Here is a 14,055-nt window from a genome sequence, read left to right as displayed (position 1 = left end):
CCTCCCTCAGCGCTGTTCAGCGGGAAGCAGATCGTCAGGATCCCGGCGCATGACTCGCGCAAGCAACTCGTCGCACTGTCGCTGGGCGGACTGCCATCGTTCAAGCATCGCGGGTCCAGGACTGGTTCCGCACTCCGGGTCCCAAAGCGTCGGGTCAATGTTCGCCCGATAGCGGCCTCTCGGCGGGCGGGCGCGTAGCAATTCACGGATCTTGTTCGGCAGATGGCTCGCTGCGAGTTCGCTCTCAAGCAGGAATCGAAGTACGTGGCCTTCGCCTCGCAGGTGGTTGACTGCGCGTCGCAGTCGGGTAACGGTGTCACCGTCGGGAGCCAACGCCTTGTCGTATTTCACTTCGAAGTAGGTCGTGCCTACGGCTGACTGAGTGGCGATATCCGGGGTGTATCGACGTGACGCATCGCTGTCACAGAACTCAAAGACAGTCGGTTGCGTCTCGATATGCGTGATCGATGTCGCGATTTCCAGTACGAGCAGCGCCATCTCTTCGGCGAGGCTCTCGAACTCGGCCGGCTTCGAGGATTTCCGGCTAGGAAACACACCACGGACGCCGCGACCTGATCGGGTCACGATTCGACGCACGCGACGTGGCTGCGCGATTTGCCACTCCGAAATCATGTCATTGCGGATTTCACTGCAGGAACGTTTGCGGTTCGTAGGCATGAGCATGCTCCTGCGCACCGTGCGATGGCGCGCAAATGAAAAATGGCACTTGGAGGCAATTGGTGGTCATCGCGTAGTAGTCCGTCTACGCACGCGTCTGACGGCATTCCGTCGGCGAAACCGTCGCGATGGCTTGTAGACCGCCGCGATCACGTTTTGTTGCCTAGTCCATAAGTTCGTTCCTCCCCTTCGTGTCTGACGCAATGACTTGGCGGCACCGAACAGACATGTGTTTCACGCGCCCGCAGTGCTGAACGGGGGCGTACAAATGCCTGCCTCTGGCAATGCAGACGCGCGCGGTCACTGGACGAACAAGAGGGGAGTTGACTTCGGGACAGCCGGGAGCAATACTCAATGCGCCAACAGTGAGTATTAGCTCTACGGAGCCCGGAGCAACGTCTCTTGTTCTCCACGAAAAGGCGAGCGCTTAGCTCGCCTTTTTGCTTTTCTGTCTCACTCCATTTCCGTGTCCTCCATCTGTTTGATCGGTCGGTCTCTGCGCCGCTTGATACGAAGCCTGTCGGGCTTGTGATCATCGAGCGACTCGCCAGTCATTCGCGCGGTTTGGCGGAAAATCTCGATCTGAGCTGGGCAAAGGTGGTCCATCGCCCTGCGAATTTCATTCAAGGCCTCGTACAGCGCTCGCGGCGCGTCAGCAGGGATTTCGATCGTTCGGCATGAGTCTTCCCATGCCTGTAGCAATTCTTCAGCGTCTTGATCGCGCAGGCTCAGAACTTCGACAACCTTCAGCACAAATTCGCGCGTCGGCCGCCCTTTGCGCCCCACTTCCAGAGACGAGAGGTACGACTGTTCGTATCCGAGCTTTTCGGCGAGGTCGGATTGCCTAAGGTTGCTGCGCAGGCGGAACTCGTGAAGAAGGATGCTGAACGGACTCATGTAACCCAGTGCGGTGATCAGTTGGTCTAGGAATGGTGCTACAAGATTCTTCCCGCGTCTACGGTAACTTATTGATTTTTATAGATATTTTTATAGATACTTGTTGTGTATTGCGGGCAAGTTATTGATTTTTCGTGACTTTCGCCGGTTCGGTGTTCCACGAGGGCCCGTTATCGATTCTTTGTGTATCGATTTCATGCTTCGCGGCACGAAAACGCCGTGTGGACTCAACACACTGCGCGATTGTCTCGGCTGCGAGGGTATAGTCGAGTAGTCTCCGCCGATGGCGCGAAAGGAAGCGGATGGTGCGGTGAGCGCAGCCACACCTAGCGAGTTACACTAAGAAACGCAAGTTGAAAGTCCAAGGGTGAGCGAATGGCTGCCATTGGTAAGATCGTAGTCAACGACTTCTATATTCATCTCTCGGCCGTCGGGCAGCTGAAAGATGCGGAAGTCAGATCACGAATAGAAGCTGCCGTCCGGGCGGTGTCTGCTTGCACTGATGCGACGCCGAATATAGCGAAGTACAACTCTCAAACTCGACGCGTCACTCTTCTCGACTATCCCGAGTTCTTCGACGAACCCTTTCCTCGCTTGGCACGTTCTTGGGTCGTTCCTGACGGCGCACGGGAACCCACCTCGTGTCGCCATTACCTAGATTCACTTAATCCTCCGATCCTCCACAGAAAGGAGCTCCTGGTCGGAAATAAACACCCAAGCTATTCCCAGTGGGCGGAGCTAACTGCGACAGCTGAGGCGTTTGGTTTATTTGACGACACGCGAACCATTGGATTTTCTGCAAACTGGGACAAGGTGCTCCGTGAGAAGGGTTTGCAGGTCGTGGGTCACTCAATTTCTCCGCTGGGCAATGCTGTTTCCACTGCGGATGAAATATCGACTGAGGCATGCGATGCCGGGGCCGTCCCAAGGCATTTGACTGCGCTTGCACGCAACTCGATCTCAGCGCCCGTACAATTGTTACAAAGGTACGGTTATCTAGAGCCTGGACGGACCTTCTTTGACTACGGATGCGGGAAGGGCGGGGACATAAATGCGTTGGGTGCCGTCGGGATCCTGGCATCAGGTTGGGATCCATACTATCGTCCCGCTGAATCGTTCGCAAAAGCAGACGTCGTCAATCTCGGGTTTGTCATCAATGTCATTGAAGATGCAGCTGAACGCACGGAGGCATTGACCAAGGCTTTTGCGCTAACAAACGTGGTCCTTTGCGTTGGCGTGATGCTAGATACGGGTACTGCAACCGGGAGGCCATTTCGAGATGGCGTATTGACTTCCAGGAATACTTTTCAGAAGTACTTCACGCAGGCAGGATTCCGAGACTATCTTGAAGTCGCACTCGGTCGAGACGTCTTCATGGTCGGACCAGGAATCGCGTTCGTTTTTGCGACGTCCGACGCAGAACAGCGTTTCATAGTCAATCGATATCGACGGCGCGGAATATCGAGAACCTTGACACGCGTGCATCAAATCCATCGCCCCCGATCAACGGTTAAAGCGGATAGATTGCTTGCGGCGGACGCACTCTTAAACGCCGAGCGGCAGAAACTAGAATCGTTATGGACAACAACGTTGGAGCTCGGCCGGTATCCAGAGCTTGAGGAGGTGCTGGGTGGGGCACTTCTGCTCGAGGAATTCGGAAGCGTCAACGAAGCCTTGCGCCGGCTCCGAAAACACTTTGATCTCCGGCTCCTTGAGGCCGCTACTCGCGTGCGTGCCGACGAGCTGAGTTTGACACTAGCTATGCAACGCTTCGATAACAAGGCGCCTTTCCAAAGCTTGGAGCGGCGGCTTCAACGCGATATCAAAGCATTCTTTGGCACTTACCGTACGGCTCAGGACGCGGGACTGCGTCTCTTACAAGGCGCGGCAGACCCCAATGTAATACTCGATGCTTGCCAGAAAGCGGCTTCAGCTGGATTGGGATATCTCGATGGAACACACTCGCTCCAAATACACATCTCCCTTGTTGAACGCTTACCGTCCGTCCTGCGCCTTTACATTTCCTGCGGTCTACGGCTGTGGGATTCGGTCAGCGACGTCCAGCTCGTCAAGATTCACATTGTTTCTGGCAAGCTCAGCCTAATGGAGTACGAGGACTTTGACACGTCGCCTCTACCGAGGCTACGTCGTAGGATCAAAGTGTTCTTGAGAAGGCTTGATTATCAAGTATTCGATTACGGTAGCGCCGAATATCCGATGCCCTTGCTATATCGCAAGAGTCAATATCTGCACGAGGAATACCCGGGTTACGCGGAACAGCAGGCCTTCGATGAGGCGCTAGATCGTATCGGTGTGCCGGGTGATAATGAATTCGGCCCGACCGCCGAAGTACTCGCGCGAATGTTGGAAGCCCATAGGTTACGCATCGCCGGATCGAGTGTCGCGCCTAGCGTGACTTTCCCAGACCTAGACACGTTGTGCGGTACCCGCATCACCTATCGAGAGTTGATTGAATGCGGCGAAACCCGCGGTCGACTGGGTTTGCAAAATCTACCACTCAATGTTTCCACATACAACGCACTCTACGCGCTTGCTGTCAATGTCCTCGACCCCGTGATCGACTACTTTGGGTCAATTCGAATCACGTACGGCTTCTCTTCGCCTGAACTTTCGAAGCAAATCCGAAGTAGCATCGCCCCTAAACTCGATCAACATTCAAGCTGCGAGCACTCCGCCAGAGGCAAGCTCTTGTGCGAGCGTGGAGGCGCCGCTTGTGACTTCATCGTCGACGACGAAGCTATGGACGAAGTCGCGCAGTGGATCATTGACCACACGCCATTCGACCGCCTCTACTATTATGGGGCAGACCGCCCCATCCATGTCAGTTACTCGGATGTTCCGTCGGGCCTAGCGTTTATGATGATTCGCTTACCAGACGGAAAGCTGATGCCTCGGCCTTTTTATAGTGGCGGGCGCGTTGGCCGGCACGATTGAGAGTGCTTGCTATCCGCGCTCACCCCTCGGCCATTAATTCATGGAACGCGAGCCAGCGGGCGCCGGTCAACAATGGCCATTACATGAATCCAACCGGAGCCGACTAACGCATCGAGCGATGACCCATTTTCGCTCGTCTCACGCAGGTCGTTTGCTTAACCCGCTGTGCCGAACGAGGTCCAGCAACGAACGCGACTTTCGAAGAGCTTCGAGCCCGTCGTCGATATGACTAGCTAGCACCGCTGCAGTCGCTTTGTTGTCGAGCTCCCCATGGACCTGGCGAACCAAGCATTCGAAAAGAAGGCCGTATTCACCGAACAGGGTGGGCGCATTGAACTCGCTTCCGGCTGTGTCCGTGATTTTCAAGCCCCCCTCTTTCCCGCTCTCAAGCGAGGTTAGGAGGGCCATACGGCATACGATGTTTGGTGTTACGCCCGTCCTTGCCTTCAGCAGTTTCAAGGTGTCCGCCGCGGACTTTGATATGCGAATCCTCTTAGGCAGCATGAGCATTGTCCTCGCGCTTCCAGAAATATCCCTCATCGACGCTCGTGTAACCTAGTTGCTGATCATATTTCAAGTGATAAGCGTGTGAGATATATGGCTGCAAACCCTGATAGAACATCTGATCGACCTCAGTATCGGTCGACAATACGATGACCTGATGGCTCGCTACCGGGAAGTATGATTCAACGAGTTTGCTTCGATGGTGACTGTCCAATCTGCCGAGCGGTGTATCGATGATGATGGGCAGGTTCCGACCCGAGGTTTTGGCCAACGCTTCAAGCATCGCGATTGCAAAAATCTGCTTTTCTCCCGCCGAGAGACGCTTCTTCGGAATCGTTGAACCGTTCCGATCACTTAAAGTTAATTCAAATGTCTTCGGGTCGATCCGCGCATCGGCAACGATGTCGTCCTTTCTTGCCAGGCGCTTGAAAGCCCGGACGAAGTGCATTCTGAGTAGATTGCATTTCTCTTCGGCAGCTGCGATCTTGAAGGATGTCAGAACGCCCTGGATATCCGAGGCCAACACGTCCGCTTGCGTTGAGGTCCCGACTTGTTGAAGTCGCATTTCAGCTTTCTTCTGCTTCCGTGTCACGTCGATCGCAGCCCACACCTGACTACGGATAGACTCGAGCAGCGTCCGCTTCCGGATTTCAAGTTCAGCAACTGCCTTGGTCGCGTCCTGAAGCTCAGCAAATGCATCGCGGATTGAGTCATCCGACGGCGCGTGCGAGAGCCTATCCTGGAGCTCGACCTCGCGCTGCAAGATGTTTTCGGCGGCGTGATGTGTAGTAAACAAGTCCCGAGCACCCGCTACGACTCCTCGCTTGAAAGCGTCCGTAAACCGCGAGGCATCCGCAGCCGTCAATCCGTGCAGCGGCCTCTCGCCTCCGGCGCCGAAATCGCCCGATACTGCTTCAACCCAGTTGTCGACACACGCATCAACCATTCGCTTGCTTTTTCGGATCTCTTCAATTTTGGCTAGCTGGGCCTTCAGAGCCCTAATCTTCGACGCGAGCGCGCGGCCAACTGCGGCACGCTCCGCGCGAGCATGCTCCTCCTCAAGCGTGCCGAGAACAGCTACAGATAGCTTTGGTACAAGGTTGAAGATAGCCAATCCGGACAATTGCTCGCGAAGTAGGGCCTCCTGCGCTGTGCGTTTCTCGCGTAGCTCTTCCAGCTCCTGGACAATAGCGTTACGGTCGACCGCCCAAGCTCCGCCACGATCACTCAACGCAGCCTGCTTACGCTCCATCTCGAGCTTTTTGGCATCAAGCTGCGGATAGACCTCGTTCGTCAAAGACTTCTCCGCCTCATTGATGCCGCGTATAAGCTCGTCGTGACGTTGCTGGAGCTCTGCCAACTCCGTTTTGACGCCGTCGTCCATGTCGGACGCTTTTCGGTTGCGCTGGTAGATACTTAGGTCGCTTGAAAGGCGGTCTGCGACATCGAGGCCTAAGAGGCGACGAATTGCATCTGCCAAGACTTCGTTGCCGTCGTCGTTGGCAAGCTCCGCAATCTTTTCGCCGTCGAAGAAGAAGAATTGCGATACGCCTTCAGGAACTAGTTGGGATAAGAACGCTTGCGCCTGCTCGCCGGCTAGGAGTGGCGTGTCAGCGCCGTCCTTGTATACTCGTAGCGTCTCGTCGACGGTCGCGCCTCTGTCCACCCAACTACGCTGCACGCGGTAGTGGACTCGCTCTCCAAAGCGGGCGTATGCGAATGTCAGTTCGATATATGCTCGATCTGCTCGGACGAGCTGGTTCGCCGGCGCATGAATGAGGCCTCGGAGGAAGGCGTGATAGTCCTTCTGCGTAACGGAAAGGTCGACCGACTGCCGGCCGTAAAGCGCGAGGCGCACTGCTCCCAAAAGCGTCGTCTTTCCTGCACCATTTAGTCCGCCGAATAGCACAATCGGCCGTTTCACGCCGTACTTCGTTCTCGGAACAAGGTCAATGATGTGCTGACCGCGATACGTTCCAACGTCATTAATTGTTAGCCGTTCAAGCAGCATCGCCCAATACCTTTCCAAGTTCAGCGTATTTTTTCAACAAATCTTCTTCCTGCTTCACGTAGCTACCGATCTTGACCTTCTTGTCTGTCTCTCGACGCACGGCGATCGCATCCTCGGACCAATCGCGGGAGAGGAGTTCAGACAACTCCCGCTGCAAATTGGAACGGCGGGCGTATCCTTCATACGAGACTTCAAGCTCAAGCAATTTCATGAGCAGTTGCTTAGGAAGCCCCTGCTCCGAACAGAGCCGATCGATAAGTCTTGCCTCCTCACCTGTGAAGATGAAGTCGTCATTGACATCCCAATCGAGCGACTTACCCGTTACCCCTTTATATATTGCAAGTACCGAGTCTTCCCAATCGGGCTCGTTGGGATCCTGACGCCACTCTACGCGTATGCGTTCCAGCTCTGGCTTCGTGATCAACTCGTACTCGACGCCAGGATTGTTCTCGTTGACTAACAATTGGTTCTCCAGAAGCTGCCGAAGCAATTGTTTCCGGTACTCAAGCCGATAAGGACCAAGGACGTGCTTACCAACCTGTTCAGCACCTTCTTGTTTAACGAACACGGTGATCGACCCGTCTCTTCGACGAGCGTTCCGGAACTCGCTTTTTCGCTCGGGCGACGTTGTGGCGTGGAGCTGATTCCGGAAGTCCCGCAGCGGAATCATCCATGTGTGGCCGGTCTCAATAAGCCCGTCCATCGCTCGGTCCTTCTGCACGACGGTGCATACCCAGCAACCAAAGCGCGAATTCCCGCACGATGGGGTGCTCGTGTCGATGACGAGCGGACATTCGCCCGCATTCGAATCTTTGTAGAGGTCAAACAGCGCCTGATGGTCGCCGCCCCAAGGGGCCGGGCCAGAGAACAGATATTCCCATACATCGTCGGCGCTCCACAGATCGATAGGCGTAAAAACATAGGCGTTAGGAAGCGAGACGTGTCGCGCCAACCGCGAACCTTCGATGCGGTGTTTTTTCATCACCTGTGCGCGAGAAGCGCTTTCCTGCATGCGCGAGCCCAATACAACTATGACTTCCCCATGAGTTGCGACTTTATCTGTGATGAATTCGCTTACGGGGTCGATCTTCATCCGCTCAGTACACCAGCGGAACTGACGCGTTGGTGCCGGATATCCTTTGCCAATCAGGTTCACCCAAAAAGTCTCAGCGACCTTCGGAGTGACGGGGTCCGCGACCTCAATTGGAAGCCCCTTTTCGGCCGCCGCCACTCGCAGGCTAGCCAAGGTGTCGCGGATCAAGTTGACCACGAGCGGTGTTTCGACGAGTGTATCGGACGAAACAATGTAGACGGGCTTCGTGCGCTTTGACTTCGGTAGTAGTTGTAGCGCCTCGAAAACGAGCCGAACAACAGCAGTGGAGTCTTTGCCGCCGCTGTAACCTATAACCCAAGGCCGGGAGTCAGCTTGGTAGACACGGAGGATGTCTTCGCGGGAAAGCTCGAGATGTTCCATTTATTCAAGATTCGATCAGTGGAGGGACGGCAATTACTGGAGCTGCTGCTCTAGTTCTGCTTCGTCCGGCGACAAAGAAAGGCCTAAAGTAGTCTTGATACTGTTGGCTGTCAGTTGGACGTTCGAGGAGGCTTTGCTGATTCGTCCATGCACCATAGCGCGCCCTTCCCACAGTTTGTGATTGGAACGTGACCAATCGACTTGCCGCAAGGCCTTGAGAGAGCTCTTCCAATTCCGTGGCCGCCTAGCTAGTAGTTCAGCCCCGGCAATCCCGAGTGCCTGCAAAGTCACACCATGTGCGTGAATGAACTCTTGACGCAGCTCCGCAGTAGATGCCTCTCGTGCCCGAGCTCTTCCCCAATCAGGAATATTGTCTGCCACCGCATCCCAATACTCCTTTGCGACGAGCTTCTCTTCTGTAGACACTTCGTCTTTGAGCTGTTTTCTGAGTAGCGCCCGACTTGCGTGTTTAATGCTACTCAACGTAAACAGTTTCGTCGACCGATTCGATATGCTCGACTTTTCCATCTCTGTGAGCCCCCGAAAAGCTAGACACTCTGCCGCGAGATATCGGGCGAGATCGGAACCGGGATCCCTGTAGTCATAGAGGGTCCCCAGAGAGTTGCTTGGCCGAACAGCGTACTTGTTTAGGTCGGCGAACATCTGCTGGCTGCGCATCAGGCCTTCGTCTACAAAGAACAGCACTGGAACATTGTCCTGCCCCAGCTCCGGCGTCTCCCGTATCGCTTCTTCGATAGCTGCTCGGCGATGCTGTCCGTCATTAATTAGGATCCTGGCATCCATAGGGATTTGAAGATGTCCCAATGAACCATTGCGCTCCACATCAAAAGGCACGAATCGCACACGTGCATCGACTGACGCCGTCAGCGCAGACAACACATATGACTGTGGGTTGCTTGTCAAATAGTGTGCGATCTCCGGAACTCGGGCTCGGTTGAGCGTTCTCTGCGCTCGAAGCTCCGGCGGCACCTCCTCTTCGTCGAAGACGAACAGACGAGGAATCATCCGCAACGGGCACATTGCAATGAAAAAATCTCGTCCGGCCTGTCGCCCCTGCGCCGCCGGAAAAGTATGGAAGTATCCTTGTTCGTCCATGACGCAGTATCGATGATGTCACGTGCGTAACTTTATCACTTCCAGGAAGGCAATTCTAGGCAAATGGGGGCGTGCGACTGACTAGGACTGCGTCGCAACTACGGGTCGGGGCGGCTAGGGGTAAATACCCATGACCGATTGCCAAACCGCGACGGCAATGCCCCCGGAATAATTAGGGTGTAAATGCGATCGCCTACTAGAGCAAGCTGCGAGCTGTGTCGGATGGACGATGCAGACTTCAAGAACTTCGCTCCGAACACCAGCTCTCACGAAAGAATCTGAAAGACTAATGGCTGGGGCATTGTTGCGGCACAGGTGATTGTCCGAAGCCCGGTGAGAAGCAGTTTTGTTTATCTGTGCCGCTGGAAGCCCGACAGAGCCTTAGCGATAAGCGGACGCAGCACCGAGAGTGAAGGGGGCTGCGATAGGTCCCACAAGACAGTCCATCTGGCGTGAGACGCGGAGTCAGTTTCCTCAAAAGCCTCAAGCACTCGACGCACGTCTGAATAGTACGATGCGAAGACCTGCTTCGGTAGCTTCTGTACGCCATGCCCATAAAAACCGCGGTTTCTCAGCCTTATTACTGTTTCAGTTGCTGAAATTGCTACGGAAAGTGCTGACTTGGTCGAGTCATCAATGCGATTTAGGACTTCATTCCACAATTCGCCGGCGCCGATCACCTTGACGTTATTCGCAGTCCAAAAAAACGATCCAAAATCGAATCGAATAATACCGGCTTCTGCCAAATAATATGTCGAATAACACTCAATGCTGCGCACCAATAATGCAAGCGCTTCAGCGGTATCATTGATTGAATGTCGTAAGTATGAAATTCTAAGTAAGAATATCGAAAGCCATGCGAATATTGCGTACTGCGGCCGGGTGGCCCTGAAAGCGACATTGACCAAGTTGGTGCCTTCGATCATGAATTTCAATTGAGCCGCTAGAAGCGGTTTGAAATCCGGCTGCTCACGAACGAGATCTGCGAGGCTATCGACTTGCGCCTTCAGAAAGAATTTTAAATCAGTGTCAATACCTCTCTTGCACAGAATATCGCCCGTGCCTGGAAAAACAGGCGTCCTACAGCGCTCCATACACTCCCCGAGGAGCATGGACCACTTGATACTCTCCGCCAGCGATGCTGGGAAGGGACGTGGCTGGGTTTGCAGGTGCCGTCGCGTTGCTCCCGCCACCGCCGACGCCGGAAGCAGGAAGCCGTTTGCCAGCAGTTGCTCGGCGAGATAAAAGTTTAACTCGTCATGCCTGGCTTCCTCCTTGTGAACAACATTCCAGTCTGCATCAACGATCACGTGCAATCGGTGCGTCTCCCCCAACCAGAAGGCAGTACACGCGCGCAGCAAGGAAGCATCGATGTTAGGCACATCATATAAACGTACCGCCGCCGGTAAACGAGTCGCAGTCCAATCCGCGGGCAGATTGCCACAGGAAACGACCACTTCTTCAGTCGTCGTTTCTTCTGCACTCTGCCAACTTCCCATTGCCATTAGAATTACGTCTTCAACATCATCGGCGCCGATTGAATCGTGCAACGTTACGAAGACACTCACTCCTCTTCCTCGCTACCGTCGAGGGTGTTGTCCAAAACAATCTCGACGTCGTAACCCAGCGCGTCCCGAAGATCTTTGGTCGCCAACTCGACCTCTGTGCCGACATGCCTATTCACGCACGCAAGGAATGCTGACTCAGCGGCGAGAGCCTCTCCCTTCGTGGCCTTTTTGTCACGAAGGTTTTTTCGTACTGATTCGTGTCTTTCCTGCAGTTGTTGAAGCTCATCGCGCTCATCTTGTGGCAAACGAAAATCTGTTACCCAAGATGCGATAAATTCATCACGCCGTTGAGTGCGATAGTGCGTCGCAAATACGGTGGCTTTTGAGAAGCCGAAATCAAAGAGCTCTTGATAAAGTCTGTCTTCAGAAGCAACGCCCAACTTTTCTACAAATTCTCGCAAAACGTCGCGATTTCCGAGACAAGCATGGATCAAAGCTGTGAGTGCTCCACGAGTTCCTTCGGACGGCTTGATCACGCCGGCCACCTTGAAAATCGAATGTGACATGTAGCGAGAACGATCCGAAAATAGACCTCGCTCCCGTTTCAAGCAAAAATCAAGTAATGCGATGAATCCACTCGTAATCTGATCGAGCGAGATATCATCTCGATTTCTCAAGAAATCCACGAGTTCGAGCCACGCGTGAATCATGGCACGTTGAAATATTGAGTAACGGATAATTCCGTTTGTATTGGCTTCGTACCGACCACCGACCGTATCACCGAATTTCTTCAGTTCGGCGCGGACTACGTTATTCGAATCCGGAATCGGCCTATATTCGAGAACATGCTGTAAGACGGCACTCGCCGCTTCGAAGTTTTCCTTTTTGTTAACGAACTCTCTATACTCATTCACAACGGCCATAAATTCTGTGCGGGCCGTACGAAACGCTTCGGGCTCAAAAAAGATGCGCAACAGTCCCTTCTTAATCAGTTCGATTCTGATCTGATCCTCAAGAATGAGTTTTTGTGCCGGGGAAAATCGATCCCACTCAATAGGTTTAGGGTAGTCGTATCCAGACTCGGCTGGATACAGTTGCGGTTCAACCAGGCCCAAGGAAAGCAACCGCTTCATGAGCCCGCGACTTTTCGCCTTGTTTCCAATTGCTTTCATTAATGCCAACTCAATCACGCCGATGCTTGTCAGTGAATAGCGCCTCGTAATCTGAGTGGCATCTTTAACACTCCGCACATTCCACTCTACTAACGCTAGTCCTTCTTTCTGGTACGAGTGAAGTACTTGTTCACAAAAAACTCTAACTGCCAACTTCCCAATGTCGCTATCAGCCAAGAGCAAATTAAAATGTCCGCCAACAGCCACCGCATTTTTGTTCACGTCGACGAAAAGTTCTCGGAACACCCGCGAAATTGGAAGCGTCAGGGACGGTTCATCGGCCTCTCGCGCTTCTGTCGATTGAGGAGCAATAATCAGACATACGGGGACGACCATTTGTTTAAGCAACTCTGGTGACATGGTCGCCAATTTCCTGATAGCCGACAAGCGATGTTGGCCATCGATTACCACCAGTCCAATGCCATCGTCGTTCCCATATTCTGGAAATTTTTTAATTTGAATCCGTACGGGAAAGGCATCAACGCTTACGCCCGTTCCTGCATTACTAGGGGATTTTTCAAATTCGAACGAGCCATCGCCGTCGCGATTGACGTAGTATGTCATCCGCACCAGCTTACCCCAGCTACGTACGAATGCATCGCCGTCCTCGCTCAGCATCGCCTCTTCTCTGACTTCAGCCGGTAAATAGGGGAGCATTTCTCGGCCACGAAGCGGAATAATGGCGGCCAGGAGAGGCGGAAAGAATGTCGGCCGTGTGCGCAGCTCGGCTTCAGTCTTTTCTGGACTCAAATATTTGATGATTTGTTTATCGACGCGATCGACGTCGATGTCCCGTTGCATAAGCAATTCAAAATCGGGTTCAGAGGGTGACAAGTCCTGTGCTAACGTTAGGTGTTGGAGCTCGCTTACGGCGAAAGTCGTAAGAATGTATTCGATCGGGTAGGACATCCCGGTTTGAAATCGTCCAAAAGTGCCCCACTTTTCAAAGAGTGCGGGCTTCGGATTCAGTTTACGTGCGATCGATGACATTTTGGTCCTTTATTATTTAAGGCTGCAAATCGGATGCGTCAATGCGTGAAGGTGACGTTCCGCCTTGCGAAGTGCAGAACGATCTGTAGTCGGGTGGGATAATGGTTTGCAACAAAATAACAAGTCGTCCCAATCGAGCTCGAGATCGCGAACACGGCCACCGAAACCTAGGGTCCCGAGGTCTGAACGGAATGCGGCCCTATGTTGAACATAGCGCTCATACAGCGTTTGCTCGTACGTGATGCCAACATAAAGCGGCTGCGAAAACGTCGCCGTCTCGTGCATTATCTCCGCGTATTCCCGGACGCTTGTAAGCGCGAGTTGTTCTAATTCGTGCGCTGAAGTGAATGACGTTTTCTTTCGAGCTGAAATTGAATAGGCTGCCTGAAGGGGGCCAGTCTTATCTGCCTCCGCCAACATGCCTTGCAGTTCGATCGAGTGGGCAATGCTCATGTGTCTTTGAGCGCGTCGCACTAAAGCAACCTTTGCCTTCTGTAAGGTTGATTGATCCCAAGGCCCCTTCCCCGCGAGCCCAATTTTGGCTGGCGAAATCAAGTCGAGAAAAAAGGCATAAACGCCTTGTAATCGAGGAATATCTTTCGCTTCAGCGTCGGTAAACGTTCGATCTCGCATGCATCGGAAGTTCTCAGTTTTACAAAGGTAAAGGCAATGGCTCGCGGAGACTCGAGGGCAATTCTCGCGCTATAAGCGGTGACCCTTTCGCAGCGCCGAATTACGGATAGCCTCTCC

At 53.6% G+C, this 14,055-nt stretch carries 10 protein-coding genes; 1 reads left to right on the top strand and 9 read right to left on the bottom strand.

Going from position 1 to position 14,055, the window contains the following annotated elements; all coding sequences use genetic code 11:
• Positions 1 to 6: 6 nt before the first annotated feature.
• Positions 7 to 678: a hypothetical protein gene (locus tag NCS58_RS00930; protein WP_250537632.1), complete on the bottom strand. Its 672-nt coding sequence runs from the start codon at positions 676 to 678 to the stop codon at positions 7 to 9.
• A 453-nt stretch (positions 679 to 1,131) separates the two neighbouring features.
• Positions 1,132 to 1,575, bottom strand: a complete 444-nt coding sequence (locus NCS58_RS00925; RefSeq protein ID WP_250537631.1) for a helix-turn-helix transcriptional regulator — start codon at positions 1,573 to 1,575, stop codon at positions 1,132 to 1,134.
• Between the two features lie 375 nt (positions 1,576 to 1,950).
• Between NCS58_RS00925 and NCS58_RS00920 the strand changes: the two genes are divergently transcribed.
• Complete coding sequence (locus tag NCS58_RS00920) at positions 1,951 to 4,530, top strand: DNA phosphorothioation-associated putative methyltransferase (RefSeq protein WP_250537630.1); 2,580 nt, start codon at positions 1,951 to 1,953, stop codon at positions 4,528 to 4,530.
• 138 nt (positions 4,531 to 4,668) lie between these two features.
• Here NCS58_RS00920 and dndE read toward each other — a convergent pair whose 3' ends face one another.
• The 7 genes from dndE to NCS58_RS00885 form a co-directional block, all read right to left on the bottom strand.
• Positions 4,669 to 5,034 (bottom strand): DNA sulfur modification protein DndE, encoded by a 366-nt coding sequence (gene dndE, locus NCS58_RS00915; protein WP_250537628.1) that lies wholly within the window; start codon positions 5,032 to 5,034, stop codon positions 4,669 to 4,671.
• Positions 5,024 to 7,045 carry a DNA sulfur modification protein DndD gene (dndD, locus tag NCS58_RS00910; RefSeq protein WP_250537626.1) on the bottom strand — a complete coding sequence of 674 codons (2,022 nt, stop codon included), beginning with the start codon at positions 7,043 to 7,045 and terminating at the stop codon, positions 5,024 to 5,026. The genes dndE and dndD overlap by 11 nt, the downstream gene beginning before the upstream one ends.
• A complete protein-coding gene (gene dndC, locus NCS58_RS00905; RefSeq protein ID WP_250537625.1) occupies positions 7,035 to 8,519 on the bottom strand; it encodes a DNA phosphorothioation system sulfurtransferase DndC in 1,485 nt (494 codons plus the stop codon). Before dndC ends, dndD begins: the two co-directional genes overlap by 11 nt.
• A gap of 33 nt (positions 8,520 to 8,552) precedes the next feature.
• Positions 8,553 to 9,635: a DNA sulfur modification protein DndB gene (dndB, locus tag NCS58_RS00900; protein WP_250537624.1), complete on the bottom strand. Its 1,083-nt coding sequence runs from the start codon at positions 9,633 to 9,635 to the stop codon at positions 8,553 to 8,555.
• 350 nt (positions 9,636 to 9,985) lie between these two features.
• Positions 9,986 to 11,203 carry a hypothetical protein gene (locus NCS58_RS00895; protein ID WP_250537623.1) on the bottom strand — a complete coding sequence of 406 codons (1,218 nt, stop codon included), beginning with the start codon at positions 11,201 to 11,203 and terminating at the stop codon, positions 9,986 to 9,988.
• Positions 11,200 to 13,305, bottom strand: coding sequence for a hypothetical protein (locus NCS58_RS00890; RefSeq protein WP_250537622.1), 2,106 nt, complete (start codon positions 13,303 to 13,305; stop codon positions 11,200 to 11,202). Before NCS58_RS00890 ends, NCS58_RS00895 begins: the two co-directional genes overlap by 4 nt.
• A gap of 12 nt (positions 13,306 to 13,317) precedes the next feature.
• The gene (locus tag NCS58_RS00885; RefSeq protein WP_250537621.1) at positions 13,318 to 13,938 is read right to left on the bottom strand and encodes a hypothetical protein; all 621 of its coding nucleotides are present in this window, start codon (positions 13,936 to 13,938) and stop codon (positions 13,318 to 13,320) included.
• Positions 13,939 to 14,055 lie beyond the last annotated feature (117 nt).

The sequence above is a fragment of the Caballeronia sp. INML3B genome (genome assembly GCF_023631305.1).
Taxonomy (GTDB): domain Bacteria; phylum Pseudomonadota; class Gammaproteobacteria; order Burkholderiales; family Burkholderiaceae; genus Caballeronia; species Caballeronia turbans.
Note: the sequence above shows the minus strand (reverse complement) of the source record. Positions and strands in the feature narration are given on the sequence as shown.